At 69.8% G+C, this 17,599-nt stretch carries 11 protein-coding genes and 5 pseudogenes; 13 read left to right on the top strand and 3 right to left on the bottom strand.

From position 1 onward, the window contains the following. Nucleotides 1–33 precede the first annotated feature (33 nt). On the bottom strand, nucleotides 34–642 hold the full coding sequence (locus RUTHE_RS06220; RefSeq protein WP_021097480.1) for a LysE family translocator: 609 nt from the start codon (nucleotides 640–642) through the stop codon (nucleotides 34–36). Nucleotides 643–716: 74 nt separating this feature from the next. Between RUTHE_RS06220 and RUTHE_RS06215 the strand changes: the two are divergent. Beyond that, nucleotides 717–1,170, top strand: a pseudogene (locus RUTHE_RS06215) (Lrp/AsnC family transcriptional regulator). On the opposite strand, the gene RUTHE_RS06210 reads toward RUTHE_RS06215, so the two are convergent. After that, entirely contained in the window at nucleotides 1,133–2,302 is a 1,170-nt protein-coding gene (locus RUTHE_RS06210; RefSeq protein WP_040645027.1) for a benzoate/H(+) symporter BenE family transporter, read from the bottom strand. The pseudogene RUTHE_RS06215 and the gene RUTHE_RS06210 overlap by 38 nt on opposite strands. A gap of 502 nt (nucleotides 2,303–2,804) precedes the next feature. Beyond that, nucleotides 2,805–3,029 carry a DUF1127 domain-containing protein gene (locus tag RUTHE_RS06205; protein ID WP_021097477.1) on the bottom strand — a complete coding sequence of 75 codons (225 nt, stop codon included), beginning with the start codon at nucleotides 3,027–3,029 and terminating at the stop codon, nucleotides 2,805–2,807. Nucleotides 3,030–3,385: 356 nt separating this feature from the next. Between RUTHE_RS06205 and RUTHE_RS06200 the strand changes: the two are divergent. From RUTHE_RS06200 to RUTHE_RS06145, 12 genes and pseudogenes are all read left to right on the top strand, one after another. Further along, a pseudogene (locus tag RUTHE_RS06200) lies at nucleotides 3,386–4,491 on the top strand (Mrp/NBP35 family ATP-binding protein). A gap of 695 nt (nucleotides 4,492–5,186) precedes the next feature. Next, the gene (locus RUTHE_RS06195) at nucleotides 5,187–5,678 is read left to right on the top strand and encodes a division/cell wall cluster transcriptional repressor MraZ (RefSeq protein ID WP_021097474.1); all 492 of its coding nucleotides are present in this window, start codon (nucleotides 5,187–5,189) and stop codon (nucleotides 5,676–5,678) included. Nucleotides 5,679–5,697: 19 nt separating this feature from the next. Then, nucleotides 5,698–6,681, top strand: coding sequence for a 16S rRNA (cytosine(1402)-N(4))-methyltransferase RsmH (gene rsmH / locus RUTHE_RS06190; protein ID WP_040645025.1), 984 nt, complete (start codon nucleotides 5,698–5,700; stop codon nucleotides 6,679–6,681). A gap of 13 nt (nucleotides 6,682–6,694) precedes the next feature. Then, nucleotides 6,695–7,066 carry a cell division protein FtsL gene (gene ftsL / locus RUTHE_RS06185; RefSeq protein WP_021097472.1) on the top strand — a complete coding sequence of 124 codons (372 nt, stop codon included), beginning with the start codon at nucleotides 6,695–6,697 and terminating at the stop codon, nucleotides 7,064–7,066. Continuing rightward, complete coding sequence (locus tag RUTHE_RS06180; protein WP_425413933.1) at nucleotides 7,066–8,895, top strand: peptidoglycan D,D-transpeptidase FtsI family protein; 1,830 nt, start codon at nucleotides 7,066–7,068, stop codon at nucleotides 8,893–8,895. Before ftsL ends, RUTHE_RS06180 begins: the two co-directional genes overlap by 1 nt. A 13-nt stretch (nucleotides 8,896–8,908) precedes the next feature. After that, nucleotides 8,909–10,394: pseudogene (locus RUTHE_RS06175) on the top strand (UDP-N-acetylmuramoyl-L-alanyl-D-glutamate--2,6-diaminopimelate ligase). Beyond that, a pseudogene (locus RUTHE_RS06170) lies at nucleotides 10,391–11,816 on the top strand (UDP-N-acetylmuramoyl-tripeptide--D-alanyl-D-alanine ligase). The pseudogenes RUTHE_RS06175 and RUTHE_RS06170 overlap by 4 nt, the downstream one beginning before the upstream one ends. Before the next feature lie 4 nt (nucleotides 11,817–11,820). After that, nucleotides 11,821–12,904, top strand: a pseudogene (gene mraY, locus RUTHE_RS06165) (phospho-N-acetylmuramoyl-pentapeptide-transferase). Nucleotides 12,905–13,016: 112 nt separating this feature from the next. Beyond that, the gene (locus RUTHE_RS06160; protein WP_021097466.1) at nucleotides 13,017–13,358 is read left to right on the top strand and encodes a DMT family transporter; all 342 of its coding nucleotides are present in this window, start codon (nucleotides 13,017–13,019) and stop codon (nucleotides 13,356–13,358) included. Nucleotides 13,359–13,449: 91 nt separating this feature from the next. Next, a complete protein-coding gene (gene murD / locus RUTHE_RS06155) occupies nucleotides 13,450–14,853 on the top strand; it encodes a UDP-N-acetylmuramoyl-L-alanine--D-glutamate ligase (protein ID WP_021097465.1) in 1,404 nt (467 codons plus the stop codon). Between the two features lie 77 nt (nucleotides 14,854–14,930). Then, nucleotides 14,931–15,767, top strand: coding sequence for a TIGR00282 family metallophosphoesterase (locus RUTHE_RS06150; protein ID WP_021097464.1), 837 nt, complete (start codon nucleotides 14,931–14,933; stop codon nucleotides 15,765–15,767). A gap of 31 nt (nucleotides 15,768–15,798) precedes the next feature. Continuing rightward, nucleotides 15,799–17,577 (top strand): SLC13 family permease, encoded by a 1,779-nt coding sequence (locus tag RUTHE_RS06145; RefSeq protein WP_021097463.1) that lies wholly within the window; start codon nucleotides 15,799–15,801, stop codon nucleotides 17,575–17,577. Nucleotides 17,578–17,599: the final 22 nt, after the last annotated feature.

Genomic DNA, 17,599 nt, shown 5'->3' with positions numbered 1-17,599 from the left:
TGGCTGGTTAACGGGCGTTAACCTCCGGTCCCGTCAGGGAGGCGACGCCCGAAGATAGGGCGCCACCACGGGCCAGAGCGACAGGACCAGCAGTGCCGCCATCGTCCAGTTGAAGGCCCGTAGGCGCGAGGGCGTGTCGAGCCAGCGGCGCAGTTCCGTCCCCAGGGCGGCCCAGGCCGAAATCGAGGGCAGGTTGGTCAGCGCAAACACGCCCGCCACGGCGATGACGCCGAGAGTCGAATCGCCCGCATAGAGGGTGATGGCAAAGATCGCCATGTACCAGGCCTTGGGATTGACCCATTGGAAGGCGGCAGCCTCCCAGAAGGTGAGGGGGCGGCCGCGGGCCGTGCCGTCCTTCGGCACGGCAATGGCGATGCGCCAGGCGAGCCAGAGGAGGTAGACGACCGAGACGACGGTCAGCGCATCGTGGAGAACGGGGAGCGCATGAAACAGGCCCATCAGGAACAGGCCCACGGCCAGCACCATGAAGGAATGCCCCGCCGCCACGCCGAACATGTGCGGCAGCGTCCGGCGGAAGCCGAAATTCGCCCCTGATGCCAGCAGCATCAGGTTGTTCGGCCCCGGCGTGATCGAGGAGACGAAGGAAAAGGCCAGCAGGGCGGGAAACAGGGCGGGATCCATGGCCGCGCAGGATAAGGGGCGGGTCCTGGCATGGAATTGCGAAGTTGCGCAGAACAGCGGTATGGACGCAATCCATGGCCGCCATTGACCAGATCGACGAACGAATCCTGCGTGTGCTTGCAACAGATGGGCGGATCACGAATCTCGCCCTCAGCCAGCGCGTGGGTCTGTCGGCCTCGGCCACGCTGCGGCGGGTCGAGGCGCTCGAACGGCCGTGGGGTGATCCGGGGCTATCGCGCCGTGCTGGACCGCGCCGCGATGGGGCGCGGCACGGTGGTCTATGTGACGGTCGCCCTGTCGGATCATTCCAAGGCCGCCCAGCGCGCCTTCGAGGCGGTCATGGCCCGCAGCCCCGAAGTGGTCGAATGCCACGTCACCGCCGGCACCTTCGACTATCTGCTGCGGGTCGAGACGGCCGACCTGGCCGCCTACAAGGTCTTTCACGACGACGTGCTGGGCACGGTGCCCACGGTGCGGTCGATCACCAGCATCATCGTGATGGAGAGTCCGAAGGACGGCCGCGCATGAGGGCGCGATCCAGCGCATGGAAAGCCAGCCCGGCAAGGAGGCCCCAGAAGGCGGCGCCGATGCCGAAGGCCGCCACGCCCGAGGCCGTCACGGCCAGCGTGGCCACGGCGGCCAGGCGGGTCGCTGCGGGGCCGGTCGCCGCCGTCATCGCCCCGGTGAGCGGACCCAGCAGCGCCAGCCCGACAATGCCCGACACCAGTGCAGGGGGCAGACCTGTCAGCACCGCGACGACAAGGGGCGAGGCCAGTCCCAGCCCCGCCCAGATCGCTCCATAGGCCAGGCCGACGCGCCAGCGCCGGGCCGGGTCTGGATGGGCATCGGGGCCCAGGCAGATGGCCGCCGTGATGGCCGCCATGCTGATCGGATGGGCGCCGAACAGTGCCGAGAGGGACGAGAGCAGGCCCGTCGTCGTCAGGGCCGTGCCGACCGGGGGTTCATAGCCCGCGGCACGCATCGTCGCAAAGCCGGGCAGGTTCTGCGAGGCCATCGTCACGAGCGCGAGGGGCACGGCAAGGCCGATGGCGGTGCCGGCATCGAAGACCGGCTCGATCAGGACAAGGCCGGGCAGACCGACGGCGCCCGGTGCGGTCGCGGCCCCTGTCAGGGCTGCCAGCAGGAGGCCGAGCAGCAGCGCCGCCAGCACCGCCCAGGCGGGATGCCGCTGCCGCACAAGGACAAAGAGCAGGACCATCGGCAGCACAAGGGCCGGTGATTCGAGTGCCGATGGGGCAAGGCGCAGCACGAAGGGCAGCAGGACCCCTGCCAGCATGCCGGCCGCAATGGCGTCCGGGATGGCCGCGACGAGCCGCCCGAGCGGGCGGATCAGTCCCGCGGCGGCGATCAGCAGGCCGGCGAGGATGAAGGCGCCAACGGCCTGTTCCATGGTCAGCCCCTCGGTCGCAGCGACAAGAGCTGCCCCCGGCGTGGACCAGGCCAGCACCATCGGCATTCGCGACCACCAGGACAGCAGCGCCGTGCCGATGGCCTTGGCGAGCGAGACGGCCAGGATCCAGGAGGCGGCCTGTTCGGGCGAGGCCCCCACGGCCGCAGCGGCCGCCAGGACCAGCGCGACGGTCGAGCCGAAGCCGACCAGCGCCGCCACCAGTGCCGTCGAGATCAGCGAAGCCCGCATTCGTCCTGCCCCGTCATGGCTGCGAGATGACGCGACCATCACGGCGAAGCGGACGGAAGTGAAGAGGGGGAAGGTGGGATCCGAAAGATCGGATCCGAAAGAAAAGCGGCGGCACCGCCCCGGGAGGAGGAGGGGCGGGCCGCCGTCTCGCATGGCTGCCGTCCCGGGAGGAGGTGGGACGAGCCGTTCGAGAAGCGGGCGGCAGGCCGGGAGGAGGTGGCCCGCCGCCGTTCCGCCAGGCCCCCGGAAATGGGAGGAGAAGGGAGCCTGCGAAATCCGGGCGGCGGAGCCGGGAGGAGGTGGCTCCGCCGCGAGCCGCCCCGCACCCGGGAGGAGGAGGGCACGCGGGCGGATGAAAGATCGGAGCGGCGGGACAGGGAGGAGGTCGGTCCCGCCGCCAGCCGGCGATCCGCTCCGGGAGGAGGAGGAGCGGGCCGCCGTTCAGACCGGGATCCCCGGGAGGAGGAGGGGATCCGGGCCCGGAAACCGGGAAGAGGCCTGCTCAGCGGGCGCCGTAGGCCGCCTCGGCCGCCACATCGGCAATCTGCGAGCGATGGAGGCCGAGATCCGCCAGATCGCGGTCGGACAGGGCCGACAGCTCGTTCAGCGTCTGACGGTAGAGGCGATGGCGGGCCACCCGTTCGGACAGGCCCTGCCACATCGCGGCGAGGCGCGCGCCGAAGGTGCCGGCGGCGATGCTGCGGGAGGTTTGGGTCACGAAGGCCATGTGCGTCTCTTTCGGGTTGGTGTTGTCCGTTTTCTTGACTGCTCTCCCCGATCAGTTCTGTCGGGGGACGCGCTGTCTGCGCTGTCGGGGCAACAGATGGGCCAAATGCTGCAACTGCACAATCCCGCCCGGCCGCAAGGCCGCCATGCGCCCCGCGCATAAGCTGTCTGTCGGTTTTTCAGGCGGTTAGCTTTCCGCTGGGGCATCCCGAGAAGCCCCCCCCTGCGGTGGGCTTGCGCTTTGCCTGCAAGGCGATGAGGGTTGCCTGAACCTTGGGCGGCGGGCGGATGCGCAGACGCATTTCCGTCAAGGCCGACCGATGAGAATGACGCATCCATGCGACAGGAGGATGACAGATGGCCCCGACGAAGGAGCAGGTGATGGCGGCGCTTGCGCAGCTCGCGCTGCCCGGAGGGGGCTCGCTGGCCGAATCCGGCATGGTGCAGGCGCTGGCGGTCGCCGGGGGGCGGTGCGCTTCGTGATCGAGGCGCCTTCGCCCGAGGCGGCCCGGCGGCTCGAACCGGTGCGGGCCGAGGCCGAGGCCCGGATCCGGGCCCTCGAGGGGGTGCAGTCCGTGTCCGTCGTGCTGACGGCGCACGGACCGGCCGCGCCCGCCCGGCCGCCGCAGGGGCAGGGGACGCCGCAGGGGCAGGGGGCGCCGGCGCTGACCGTCGGGCGGCATCCGACGCCGCAGGCCGGTCCGCAGGCGGTGCCCGGCATCGACCGCATCCTGGCGATCGCCTCGGGCAAGGGGGGCGTGGGCAAGAGCACCGTTGCGGCCAATCTGGCCGTTGCCCTCGCGCGTGAGGGGCGGCGGGTCGGGCTTCTGGATGCCGATATCCACGGACCCTCGCAGCCGCGCATGATGGGCGTGGCGCGCCGTGCCTCGAGCCCCGACGGGCAGACCATCGAGCCGGTGCAGGCCCATGGCGTCACGATGATGTCGATCGGCCTGATGGTCGATCCGGGCAAGGCCGTCGTCTGGCGCGGGCCGATGCTGATGGGCGCGCTCCAGCAGCTTCTGACACAGGTGGCCTGGGGGCGGCTCGATGTCCTCCTCGTCGATCTGCCGCCGGGGACAGGGGATGTGCAGCTCTCGCTCTGCCAGAGGACGCGGCTGACGGGGGCGATCATCGTCAGCACCCCGCAGGATGTAGCCCTGATCGATGCCCGCAAGGCGCTCGACATGTTCCGCCTGCTGGGCACGCCGGTCCTTGGCATCATCGAGAACATGAGCGGCTTTGTCTGCCCCCATTGCGGCCAGGAGAGCCACATCTTCGGCCAGGGCGGGGCCGAGGCGGAGGCTCTGCGCGAAGGCCTGCCCTTCCTCGGGCGGATTCCGATCGACCTGGCCACCCGCCTGGCGGGGGATGAGGGCCTGCCGGTGGCGGCAGGGGACAGCCCGGCTGCGGCGATCTGGCGGGCCCTGGCGCAGCGGCTGGTGGCCGGCGGGATGGCCTGAGGCGCAGTCCGGGAAAATCTGGAACCTGACGGGGCGGCCGGGGCGGCCGCGGGCAGGCCGGGGAGGGTGCGGCCGGACCGAGCCGGGTATATCCGCGATTCGTTCTCATGCAGTTGGCGAGAAGACGCCAGCAGGAGATTGCAAATCCTTGATATTTCCCGCCGCCCCCCTTTCCCCAAGGGCAAGGGATGGCGCGAATCATGCCGCCCGTCCCCTGATTCGTCCTCCTGGCGGTTTCTGGCACCGCCAGAGGTTGTGCTGCAATGCGGCGACAGGCAAACCCCAAGAAAATCGTGATATCCACTGTCTTGCCCACAGGCATGTTCGCTCTTGCGCTGTGGCTTTCGCGCACAAGGCGCCCGCGACTCCAACATTCCCCTTGAGTGCCATGATTTCCCATGTCATCCCTTTGGTGTCGGAAGCGAGCGGATGGATACAGAAGGGGAGTCGGAACACCCCCGCAACGAGGCAATCATACAGGCAAACCTTTCCGGTCGTTTCCGGCAGGTGAACCGAGCAGGACAATGAAGCGACAGAATCCGGCGCGCGAGCGAGCAGCATCCCCCCAGGTGCGCGCGCAGTCGGACTTCCCGAAAGGGGCGGCGCGGCGGGTCAGGTGTGGCAGCCCTTGACCCGCCGCGTTCGGTTTGACGCAGGCAGCACGGATCGGGGGCAGGGGAAGGAGCGGTCGAGCGGTGCCAACGGCCAGCTTCACAGGCGAATACCCGCAGCGGATCGACGGCAAGGGCCGCATGTCGATCCCTTCGGATTTCCGCCGTGTGCTGGAGGCCAATGACCCGGCCTGGACCGAGGGCCTCAATCCTTCTCTCTATCTTCTCTATGGCGAGCATCTGAAGGACCGGCTGGAGGCCTACACCGTTGCCGCCTTTGACGAGATCGCCCGCCGGATCATGGCGATCCGTCCCGCCACGCCCGAAGAGGCGCTGCGCAAGACGATGTCCCAGCGTCTGATCCTCGGCCAGTCGGTCCGGCTCGAGGTGGATCGCGATGGGCGTGTGGTCCTGCCGGCCCGCCAGCGCCAGAAGCTCGGTCTGACCGAGGGGAGGTTGTCTTCTCCGGCGCGGGGGACCATTTCGAGATCTGGGCCGCCGCCACCTATGAGGAGAAGGTCGCCGCCGAGACGCGCGCATTCCTCGAGGCGCAGGGCGAGGGCTTCGATCCCATGACCCTGGTCTGGGGGGCACCATGACGGAGGCGGCCTTGCGACCTCCGCATGTTCCCGTGCTGCTCGGCCCGCTGCTGTCTGTCTGTGCCCCGGTGAGCGGTGTCTGGCTGGACGGGACCTTCGGCGCGGGGGGCTATGCGCGCGCCCTGGCCGGGGCGGGCGCGGCGCGCGTCATCGGCATCGATCGCGATCCGGCCGCGCTATGCCTGGCAGAGCCCTGGCTGCCGGACTGGCAGGGGCGGATCCTGCTGCGCGAGGGCACCTTCGGAGAGCTGGACCGCATTGCCGCCGAGGAAGGGGCGGTGCCTCTCGATGGCGTCGTGCTCGATCTGGGGGTGTCCTCGATGCAGCTCGACGAGGCGGAGCGGGGATTCTCCTTCGGCAAGGAGGCGCGGCTCGACATGCGGATGAGCCAGTCCGGCACAAGCGCCCATGACCTTGTCAATCAGGCAGCGGAGGAGCATCTGGCCGACATCCTCTTCCTCTACGGAGAGGAGCGCGCGGCGCGGCGCATCGCCCGGGCCATCGTGCAGGCCCGGCCCGTGGAGACCACGACCGAACTGGCGGCCATCGTCGCAGCCTGCCTGCCGCGCCCCGGTCCGGGCCAGTCCCATCCCGCCACGCGGACCTTCCAGGCGCTGCGCATCGCGGTGAATGACGAATATGGGGAACTGGCGCGGGGGCTTGCCGCCGCCGAACGGGTGCTGCGGCCGGGGGGGCTTCTGGCGGTGGTCACCTTCCATTCGGTCGAGGACCGGATGGTGAAGCGATTCCTGGCGCCCCCCGCCGGTCCCAGCCGCCATGCCCCGCAGGCCGACGGCGGGGCGCCGGCCTGGGACCCCGTGACGCGCAAGGCGATCGAGCCGGATGCCGCGGAACTGGCCGCCAATCCCCGTGCGCGCTCGGCCCGGTTGCGCGTCGGACGGCGGACCGGGGCGCCCGCACGGCGGCTGGATCCGGTCGTGCTCGGCATGCCCGTTCTGAAGGGCCGGGCCGGGCGATGAAAGGGGCGGGACGATGAAGGGAGTGATCTACGCGCTTCTGTCGATAGCCGTCATCAGCCTCGGCTTCTGGGCCTATCGCGAGAACTACGCGACCCAGGAATCGCTGCGCGAGGTGCGCGCCCTGCGGGCCCAGATCGCGCAGGCCCAGGCGCGTCTCGACCGGCTGAATGCGGAATGGGCCTATCTCAACCGTCCGGATCGGCTGCGCGAACTGGTGGAGATCAATTTCGCCCGCCTGGAGCTGCTGCCGATGCGGCCCGAGGCCTTTGCCTCGGTCGATCAGGTGCCGCCCCCGCCGACCCTTCTTCTGGGGCCGATCACCTCGTCCTGGATCGTGTCCTCCGATGGGGCGGCCGCCCGTGCCGGTCAGGAGGAGCCGCTGTGATCCCGGACCGGCCCGCGCCCCTTCCCGATCCGGTCCCGCGGATCTCTCCGAACACGCGGCTGCGGCCCCTGCTGCTGGCGGGCCGGGCCTGGGCATCGGCGGCGGCAGCCGGCCTCTGGCGCGCCTCGCGGCGGCAGGCGCGTCGGCTCGATGCGATCGACCGGGCCCGGCTGCGTGCCGAGGCGCGCCTCATGGTGCTGGCCGCGGGTTTCTTTGTCGCCTTCCTCGCCATCGCCGGGCGCATGGCGGTGCTCGCCTCCTCCGAGCCGGAGATGCGCAGCGCGGCGACCACCATCTCGGAGCCGATCCTCGGCACGCGGGCCGACATCACCGACCGTGCGGGACGGGTGCTGGCCACCAACCTGGCCACCCACTCGCTCTATGCCCATCCGCAGGACATGATCGACCCCGAACGCGCCGCCACCGAACTGGCCGCGATCTTCCCCGATCTGGACCGCGATCGGCTGCTGCGGGACTTCACGGGCGATCGGCGCTTCGTCTGGGTCCGGCGGCAGATCAGCCCCGAACAGGCCCAGCGCGTCCATGACATCGGCGAGCCCGGCCTGCTCTTCGGCCCGCGCGAGATGCGGCTCTATCCCAACGGGGCGATCGCGGCCCATATCCTGGGAGGCGCGTCCTACGGACGCGAAGGGGTCCATTCCGCCGAAGTGATCGGCGTGGCGGGGGTCGAGCGCTTCTTCGATGCCCGCCTGCGCGACCCGGAGCAGCAGGACGAGCCCCTGCGCCTGTCCATCGATCTCACCGTGCAGGCGGCGATGGAGGAGGTGCTCGAAGGCGGGATGACGCTGATGAACGCCAAGGGCGCCGCGGGCATCATCATGGATGTCCATACGGGCGAGATCCTGGCCATGGCGTCGCTGCCGGACTTCGACCCCAATGCGCGTCCGCGCCCCGCCACCTCGGGGGATCCCGGCGACAGCCCGCTGTTCAACCGGGCGATCCAGGGGGTCTACGAGCTGGGATCGGTCTTCAAGATCTTTGCCGTCGCGCAGGCGCTGGAACTGGGCCTGGTCACGCCCGACACGATGATCGACACCCGGGGGCCGATGACCTGGGGACGGTTCCGGATCAACGATTTCCACAACTATGGCCCGGAGCTGTCCACGACCGACGTGATCGTCAAGTCCTCCAACATCGGCACGGCGCATATCGCCCTCATGATCGGCGCACAGCGACAGCGGGCCTTCCTCGATTCGCTCGGGCTTCTGCGGCCGACCAGCATCGAGATGGCCGAAGCGCCGACCGGCACCCCGCTTCTGCCGCGCCAGTGGAGCGAGATCAGCCTGCTCACCATCTCCTACGGGCACGGACTGTCCACCTCGCCCCTGCATCTGGCGGCCGCCTATGCCACGATCGTCAACGGCGGCACGCGCGTCGTGCCGACCCTGCTGCGGCAGGACCATCCCCGCACCGGCGAGAGGGTGCTGAGCGAGCAGGTCTCGCGTCAGGCGACCGAGATGCTGCGTCAGGTGGTGGTGCGGGGCACGGCGACCTTCGCCGACATCCCCGGCTATGAGGTAGGCGGCAAGACCGGCACCGCCGACAAGCCGCGCCCCGAAGGGGGCTATTACGATGACAAGGTGATCGCGACCTTTGCCGGCGTCTTTCCCGCCAGCGATCCCCGCTATGTCGTCGTGGTGAGCCTGGACGAACCGGTGGAGACATCCGGCCCCGAACCGCGCCGCACGGCAGGCTGGACCGCGGCCCCGGTGGCAGGCGAGCTGATCCGGCGGGCGGCGCCGCTCCTCGGCCTGCGGCCCGAGGTTGCGGTGGCGACTCCGGACGGTGTAACGCTCGCCGCGAACTGAGGCGGGGGGTCTGATGGCCGGAACACTGACGCTGGCCGGGCTCGGCCTGACGGCAGCGGGCGGGCAGGATGTCCGCGTGGCGGGGCTGGCGATGGACAGCCGGCAGGTGCAGCCCGGATTTCTCTTCGCCGCACTGCCCGGCACGGGGGGACATGGCGCCGCCCATGCCGCCGAAGCCCGCCGGCGCGGCGCGGTCGCCGTGCTGACCGATGCCGAAGGGATGCGGATTGCCGGACCGGAGCTGGAAGGGCTGCCGGTGATCCTGGCCGAGGATGCGCGGGCGGCCTTCGCGCGGGCCTGCGCGCTGTGGTTCGGTCCCTCGCCCGAAACGGTGGTGGCCGTCACGGGCACAAACGGCAAGACCAGCGTGGCCAGCTTCTGCCGCCAGATCTGGACTGTCCTGGGGCTGAAGGCGATCAGTGTCGGCACGGTCGGCATCGAGGGCGCCTTCGAGGCCACGCTGCGGCATACCACGCCCGATCCGGTCACGCTCCACCGCCTGCTGGCCGAGGCCCGCAGGGCCGGCGTCACCCATGCGGCGATGGAGGCCTCCTCCCATGGGCTCGATCAGCGGCGGCTCGACGGGATCATCCCGGCGGCCGCAGGCTTCACGAACCTGTCGCAGGATCACCTCGATTATCACCGCGACATGGAGAGCTATTTCGAGGCCAAGCTGCGCCTGTTCAACGCGCTGCTGCCACCGGAATCGGTGGCGGTGGTCAATCTCGACGATGCCTGGGGTCCGCGGGTGGCGGCGATCGTGCAGGCCCGCGGGCAGGAGCTGATCGGCGTGGGCAGTGGCGAGAGCGCCCGGCTGCAGTTGCTGGACCGCCGCTTCGACGCCACGGGACAGGAGCTGCGCTTTGCCTGGCAGGGGACGGTGCGGCAGATCCGGCTGGATCTGATCGGCGGGTTCCAGGCGGCCAATGCGCTCGTGGCGGCAGGGCTCTGCATCGGCGCGGGCGAAGAGCCGGGTGCCGTCTTCGCGGCGCTGGGGCGGCTGTCCACCGTGCGCGGCCGGATGCAGCTTGTGGCGCGGCGCGGCAACGGGGCATCGGTCTTCGTTGATTATGCCCATACCCCGGGATGCGGTGGAGACGGCCCTGCGCGCCCTGCGCCCCCATGTGATGGGGCGGATCGTCGCCATCATCGGGGCGGGGGGCGACCGCGACCGGGGCAAACGCCCCCTGATGGGCGCCGCGGCTGCGCGCCATGCCGATCAGGTGATCGTCACCGACGACAACCCCCGCAGCGAAGATCCCGCCGCGATCCGGGCCGCCGTCCTGGCCGGCGTGCGCGCGGCGGGCGGCGATGCCACCGAGATCGGCGATCGGGCCGAGGCGATCCTGCGCGGGGTGGATGCGCTCGGCCCCGGCGATGCGCTGCTGATCTGCGGCAAGGGGCATGAGACGGGGCAGATCGTGGGCAGCACTGTCTATCCCTTCGATGATGCGGAGCAGGCGAGCATCTCGGTCGCGGTGCTGGAGGGGCGGGCATGACCCTGTGGACGGCGGAAGAAGCGGCAACGGCCACCGGTGGACGGACGACGCGGGACTGGGCAGCGAAGGGTGTGTCGATCGACAGCCGGACGCTCGAGCCGGGCGATCTGTTCGTGGCCCTGACGGCGGCACGCGACGGGCACGACTTCGTCGCCCAGGCGCTGGAGAAGGGGGCGGCGGCGGCGATGGTCTCGCGCCTGCCGGAAGGGGTGGCGCCGGATGCGCCTCTGCTCATCGTCCCGGATGTGCAGGCCGCGCTCGAGGCGCTGGGACGGGCAGGGCGGGCGCGGACGCGCGCCCGGGTCTGTGCCATCACCGGATCGGCGGGCAAGACCTCGACCAAGGAGATGCTGCGCGCGGCGCTTTCGGGGCAGGGGCGCGTCCATGCCTCGGCGGCGAGCTACAACAACCACTGGGGCGTGCCCCTCACGCTCGCCCGCATGCCGCGCGAGACGGATTACGCCGTCATCGAGATCGGCATGAACCATCCCGGCGAGATCGCCCCCCTGGCCCGGCAGGCGCGGCCCCATGTCGTTCTGATCACCACCATCGGCCCTGCGCATCTGGAGGCCTTCGGCACGCTGGAGGGAATTGCCGTCGAGAAGGCCTCGATCTGCGAGGGGCTGGAGCCGGGGGGCGTCGCGGTGCTCAACGGGGATGTGCCCCAGGCCGGGATCCTGCAGGACGCCGCCCGGCGGGTCGGGGCGCGGATCATCACCTTCGGGGAAGGGGCAGGTCTGCATCACCGGCTGATCGAGGCGCGGCTGTGCGAGGGCGTGACCGTCGCCCGGGCACGGGCCTGGCGCGTGCCTGTCCATCTCAAGGTCGCCGCCGCGGGGCGGCATTTCGCGCTGAATGCCCTCGGTGCGCTGGCGGCGGCGGTGGCGCTGGGGGCAGACCGGGGAATGTCGCTCAACGGGCTGGCGTCCTGGATGCCGCCGGCCGGCCGCGGCGGGCGCGAGATCCTTGCCTGGGGCAGGGGCGATCATGCTGATCGACGATGCCTTCAACGCCAATCCGGCCTCGATGGCGGCAGGGCTTGCGGTGCTGGCGACGATGACCCCGCAGGACGGCACCGGCCGCATCCGCCGGGGCCGCCGCATCGCCGTGCTGGGGGACATGCTCGAACTGGGCGAAGCCGAGGCCGCGCTGCACGCCGCCCTGGCCGAACTGCCGGCGATGGCAGCGGTCGATGTCGTTCACTGTCTCGGCCCCCGGATGCACGCCCTGTGGGAGGCCCTTCCCGAAGAACGCCGCGGCCGCTGGGCCGAGACGCCCGATGCCCTGATCGCCGACATGCCCCGGCTGCTCGATGCCGGCGACATCGTGCTGGTCAAGGGATCCAAGGGAAGCCGCGCCTCGCTGATCGTTGACGCGATCCGCCGGATCGGGCAACGGGGCGCGTCCTCGGAAGGAACCTGACGCGATGCTCTACTGGCTCACCCTGCTGTCGGACGACGGGGGTTTCTTCAACCTGCTCCGCTACATCACCTTCCGCGCAGGGGGGGCGTTCCTGACCGCGCTTGTCTTCGGCTTCGCCTTCGGGCCGACGCTGATCGGCTGGCTGCGGGTCAAGCAGGGCAAGGGGCAGCCGATCCGCGCGGACGGGCCGCAGTCCCATTTCTCCAAGGCGGGGACGCCGACGATGGGGGGGCTGCTCATCATCACGGCGCTGGTGGTCTCGACGCTGCTCTGGGCGCGATGGGACAACCCCCATGTCTGGATGATCCTGTTCGTGACGGTCAGTTTCGCGCTGCTGGGCTTTGCGGACGATTATGCCAAGGTCACGAAGCAGACATCGGATGGGCTGTCGGGGCGGATGCGGCTGGCTATCGGCTTTCTCGTGGCGGCCGTCGCGGGGGCCTGGGCCGCCTGGGTCCATCCGGATGCGCTCTCGAACCGTCTTGCGCTGCCCTTCGTCAAGGAGCTGACGATCAATCTGGGCCTTTTCTTCGTGCCCTTCGCGATGCTGGTGATCGTGGGGGCCGCCAATGCGGTCAACCTCACCGACGGGCTTGACGGTCTGGCCATCATGCCGGTGATGATCGCCGCCGCCACCTTCGGGGCCATCGCCTATGCCGTGGGGCGCACGGATTTCACCGAATATCTGGGTGTCCATTTCGTCCCCGGTGCGGGCGAGATCGCCATCTTCTGCGCGGCGCTGATCGGGGGGGGGCGTGGGCTTCCTGTGGTACAACGCCCCGCCTGCTGCCGTCTTCATGGGCGATACCGGTTCGCTTGCGCTCGGCGGTGCGCTGGGAGCGATCGCGGTGGCCATCAAGCACGAGATCGTGCTCGCCATCGTCGGCGGTCTGTTCGTGGTCGAGGCGCTCTCGGTCATCATCCAGGTCCTGGTCTATCGGCGCACCGGCCGGCGCGTCTTCCTGATGGCCCCCATCCACCACCATTTCGAGAAGAAGGGCTGGGCCGAGCCGCAGATCGTCATCCGCTTCTGGATCATCTCGCTGATCCTGGCGATGATCGGGCTGGCCACGCTGAAGGTGCGCTGATGCGGATCGCCCCCGGCAGATCCCCGCGCCCTGCGGAGGCGAAAGCGCGGCCGGTGCCGCCCCATCCGGTGCCGCCCCATGCCAGGATGACCTCTGATCGGGACCTTGCGCCATGACATATGCCATGACCTGGGCGATGCTGTCCGTCGCCATTGCCGCCGAAGTCGCGGGGACGACGCTGCTTCACATGAGCCGCCAGTTCACACGCCCCCTGCCGGCGGCAGGAAGCCTGATGCTCTATGCCTTGGCCTTCTACCTGCTCAGCCATGTGATGCGCACCCTGCCGGTCGGCGTGGTCTATGCCGTCTGGAGCGGGCTGGGCATCGTCTTCATCACCGCTGTGGGCTGGCTGGCCTTCCGGCAGACGCTCGACTGGCCGGTGCTGCTGGGCATCGCGATGATCCTCGGGGGGGTGGTTCTCGTGAATCTCCACACCGGCGGGGCCGGTCACTGACAGGATCCCGCCGCCCGCCGCCTGCGGCCGTCTTGCAGCCGCGCCGGGGCAGGGGCAGAAGGCCGCAGGAACGGGCAGCAGAGGGAACGCCATGATCCCGGTCAGGGGTGTCGAGGGACGGCGGATCGCGGTGCTGGGACTCGGGCGGTCGGGGCTGGCCGCCGTCGCCGCACTGCAGGCCGGCGGAGCCGAGGTCGTCGTCTGGGATGACGGGGCGCCCGCCCGCGCCGCGGCCGAGGACCGGGGACTGACCGTCCTCGATCTGACGCGCCCGCGCGCCTGGGAGGGGGTGTCGCTTCTCGTCACATCGCCCGGCATCCCGCATCTTTATCCAAGGCCCCATCCCGTCATCGCCGCCGCCTGGGCCGCGGGCGTGCCCGTGGACAACGACATCGGGCTGTTCTTCCGCAGCTTTGCCACCGAGGAATGGGACGATTTCGACACCCGTCCCCGTGTCGTCGCCGTCACCGGATCCAACGGCAAGAGCACCACAAGCGCGCTGATCCATCACATCCTGGCCGAATCCGGGCGCCCGACGCAGCTTGCCGGGAACATCGGCCGGGGCGTGCTGGACCTGGAGCCTGCGCGCGACGGAGAGGTCGTCGTCCTCGAGCTGTCGAGCTATCAGACCGATCTGGCCCGGGCCCTGACGCCGGATGTGGCGGTCTTCACCAATCTCTCGCCTGATCATCTCGACCGGCACGCCGGCATGGGGGGCTATTTTGCGGCCAAGCGCAGGCTGTTTGCCGAAGGCGGGCCGGATCGCGCCGTGATCGGCGTGGACGAGGACGAGGGTCGCCATCTGGCCAATCAGCTTGCCGAAGGGCCGGGGGATGACCGGGTGATCCGCGTCTCGGTCACCCGCAAGCTCGAGGGCTTCGGCTGGTCGGTCTTTGCACGCCGGGGCTTCCTGGCCGAATGGCGGCATGGTCGTCAGGTGGCAAGCCTCGATCTGCGCGACATCCGGGGGCTGCCCGGCGTCCACAATCATCAGAATGCCTGCTGCGCCTGGGCCGTGGCACGCAGCCTCGGGCTCGGGCCGCGGGCGATCGAGGCGGCGATGCGGACCTATCCGGGCCTGCCCCACCGATCCCAGCGGATCGCCGAGGCCGATGGCGTGGCCTATGTGAACGACTCCAAGGCCACCAATGTGGACAGCGCCGCCAAGGCTCTGGCCGCCTTCGACCGCATCCGCTGGATCTGCGGCGGGTTGGAGAAGGAGGGGGGGCTGGGCGGCCTCGTCCCGCATCTGGGGTCGGTGGTGAAGGCCTATGTCATCGGGCGCGAAGCGGCGGCCTTTGCGCGGCAGCTTCCCGGAATCGAGGCGGAGATCTGCACGACGATGGCCCGGGCCGTGGAACGCGCGATGGAAGAGGCCCAGCCGGGCGAGACGGTCCTTCTGGCGCCCGCCGCCGCCAGTTTCGACCAGTATGACAATTTCGAGCAGCGGGGCGAGGATTTCATCGCCGAGGTGCGCCGGCGGCTGGGCAGGTGAGGCATGCAGGCATCGCCGGGCGCGCAGGATGCGGTGGCGGCTGGACAGCCCATGCCGCCCTGGCCTAGGCCCGCGGCATGAGACTTCTGTTCCTGGGCGATGTGATGGGGCGCGCAGGTCGCGCCGCCGTGATCGAGAAGCTGCCGCGGCTGCGGGCAGACTGGCGACTCGATTTCGTCGTGGTCAACGGCGAGAATGCCTCGGGCGGGATGGGGCTGACACCCGATCACGCCCGCGCGCTGCTTGCCGCCGGGGCGGATGTGATCACGCTGGGCGATCATGCCTTCGACCAGAAGGACATGCTCTCCTTCATCGAGCAGGAACCGCGCATCCTTCGTCCGCTGAACCTTGCGAAGGCTGCTCCGGGCCGGGGCGCCCGCGTGTATGACGCGCCGGGCGGACGCAAGGTCCTCGTCCTGCAGGCGCTGGGTCAGGTGTTCATGCGTCAGCCCTTCGACGATCCCTTCTCTGCCGTCGATGGGGTTCTGAGGGCGCATCCGCTCGGCGGTCTTGTGCAGGCCGTGATCATCGACTTCCATGCCGAGGCCACCTCGGAGAAGATGGGCATGGGGCATTTCTGCGACGGGCGGGCCAGCATGGTCGTGGGCACGCATACCCATGTGCCGACCGCCGATGCGGTGGTCCTGCCGCGCGGAACGGCCTATCAGTCGGATGCCGGGATGTGCGGGGATTACGACTCGGTCATCGGGATGCAGAAGGAGGAACCACTGCGCCGTTTCGTCACCGGGATGAGCCGCGAACGGATGTCCCCCGCCCTGGGCGAGGTGACGCTCTGCGGCCTCTATGTCGAAACCGAGGATCGCCCCTCCGATCGCGCGGGCCGTGCCCTGTGCGCCCTGCCGGTGCGGATCGGCGGACGGCTGTCCCCCTCCCTCCCGGAGGGGCGGCGCTGATCGCGGACAGCCAAGGCAGGGGTGGGGGCTGATGTTCGGTCTCGCCCTTCCGCCCGAGGCGATGCCTTGGGTGGCCCTTGCCATCATCGCCGTCATGCTGGCAGGCTTCATCTGGGAACGCTGGCCGGTCGAGGTGGTAGCGATTGCCGGGGCGGCGGCCATGCTGCTGCTTGGCATCCTGCCATCGGAGGACGTGCTGACGGTCTTTTCCAACAGCGCGCCCTGGACCATCGCCGCGATGCTGATCCTTGTGGGGGCGCTCGAACGGACGGGCACGCTCGACTGGGTGACGGCCCATGCGGTGCGCCATGTGAAGGTCCACCCGCGTGCGACGCTCGCGGTGCTGGCGCTGGGCGTGGTTGCGGCATCGGGCTTCGTCAACAACACCCCCATCGTCGTCGTGATGATCCCGGTCTTCGTCCAGCTTGCCCGGGCGCTTGCCATATCCCCTTCCAAGCTTCTGATTCCTCTCAGCTATCTGTCCATCCTCGGGGGCACGCTGACGCTGGTGGGGACATCGACCAACCTGCTTGTGGACGGGGTCGCGCGCGAGGCGGGGCTGGAGCCCCTGCACATCTTCGACATCACGCCCATCGGCCTTGTGGTTGCGGCGGTGGGGCTGGTCTATCTCGCCCTCATGGGGCCGCGCCTGCTGCCCGACCGGACGGGGATGAGCGGGCTTCTGACCGATCGTTCACGCATGCGCTACTTCACCGAGGTGGCGATCCCCGAAGGCAGCAGCCTGATCGGCAAGGGCGTGCTTGGTCTGCCGCTGTTCACGCGCGAAGGGGTGCGCGTCGTGGATGTGATCCGGGGCGATCTGTCGCTGCGCCGCGATCTTGAGAATGTCGTGCTCCAGGCAGGGGATCGCGTGGTGCTGCGCACCCCTGTGGCCGAGCTTCTGGCGCTCCAGAAGGAACGGTCGCTGCGGCCCGTGGACCCGCTGTCCTCGCGCGCGACGACGACCGTCGAGGTGCTGATCGCCGCGGATTGCAGGATGGTCGGGCGCCGTCTGGGCGATCTGCGCCTGCGGCGGCGCTATGGGGTCTATCCGCTGGCCGTCCACCGGCGCGACCAGAATTTCGGCCGCAAGATCGACGACGTCGTCGTGCGTGTCGGCGACACGTTGCTGCTGGAGGGGGCGCCCGAGGACATCCAGCGTCTTGCGGCCGAAATGAATCTCGTGGACATCGCGCAACCCACGGTGCGCCCCTTCCGCCGCAACCGTGCCCCGATCGTGATCCTCGTGATCGCGGCCGTCATCGGGCTTGCCGCGCTCGAGGTCGCGCGGATCGAGATCCTCGCCCTTCTGGGTGTCGCCATCGTCCTGGTGACGCGCTGCATCGATGCGGACGAAGCCTTCGGATTCATCGACGGGCGTCTGCTGGCGATGATCCTGGCCATGCTGGCGGTGGGACGGGGGCTCGAGGTCTCCGGGGCGGTCGGGATGATCGTGCGCGGTGTGGCCCCCTTCATGGAACAGTGGCCCCCGGCGCTGACGATTCTGGCCGTCTATGCCCTGACCTCGCTCCTGACCGAGATCGTGACGAACAATGCCGTCGCCGTGGTGGTGACGCCGGTGGCGATCGGCCTGGCGCAGACCCTGGGGATGGATCCGCAGAGCATGGTCATCACCGTGATGCTGGCTGCCTCGGCCGCCTTTGCCACGCCGGTGGGCTATCAGTGCAACCTGCTGGTCTATGGCCCCGGCGGCTACCGCTTCACGGATTTCCTGCGTATCGGCGTGCCGCTCAATCTCGTCATGGCGGTTGCGGTCAGCGTGGCTCTGCCGCTGATTTATGGCCTCTGAGGCGCCTTGCCCCCCGAGGCCC

Origin of the sequence: Rubellimicrobium thermophilum DSM 16684 (assembly GCF_000442315.1) — a bacterium.
GTDB lineage: Bacteria > Pseudomonadota > Alphaproteobacteria > Rhodobacterales > Rhodobacteraceae > Rubellimicrobium > Rubellimicrobium thermophilum.
Note: the sequence above shows the minus strand (reverse complement) of the source record. Positions and strands in the feature narration are given on the sequence as shown.

Bases quoted from the DNA above. Each gene is read 5' to 3' on its own strand.
- RUTHE_RS06160 (WP_021097466.1), top strand. From the start codon at position 13,017: ATGACATATGCCATGACCTGGGCGATGCTGTCCGTCGCCATTGCCGCC.
- RUTHE_RS06205 (WP_021097477.1), bottom strand. From the start codon at position 3,029: ATGGCCTTCGTGACCCAAACCTCCCGCAGCATCGCCGCCGGCACCTTC.
- murD (WP_021097465.1), top strand. From the start codon at position 13,450: ATGATCCCGGTCAGGGGTGTCGAGGGACGGCGGATCGCGGTGCTGGGA.
- ftsL (WP_021097472.1), top strand. From the start codon at position 6,695: ATGAAGGGAGTGATCTACGCGCTTCTGTCGATAGCCGTCATCAGCCTC.
- RUTHE_RS06220 (WP_021097480.1), bottom strand. From the start codon at position 642: ATGGATCCCGCCCTGTTTCCCGCCCTGCTGGCCTTTTCCTTCGTCTCC.
- RUTHE_RS06210 (WP_040645027.1), bottom strand. From the start codon at position 2,302: ATGCGGGCTTCGCTGATCTCGACGGCACTGGTGGCGGCGCTGGTCGGC.
- RUTHE_RS06145 (WP_021097463.1), top strand. From the start codon at position 15,799: ATGTTCGGTCTCGCCCTTCCGCCCGAGGCGATGCCTTGGGTGGCCCTT.
- RUTHE_RS06150 (WP_021097464.1), top strand. From the start codon at position 14,931: ATGAGACTTCTGTTCCTGGGCGATGTGATGGGGCGCGCAGGTCGCGCC.
- rsmH (WP_040645025.1), top strand. From the start codon at position 5,698: ATGACGGAGGCGGCCTTGCGACCTCCGCATGTTCCCGTGCTGCTCGGC.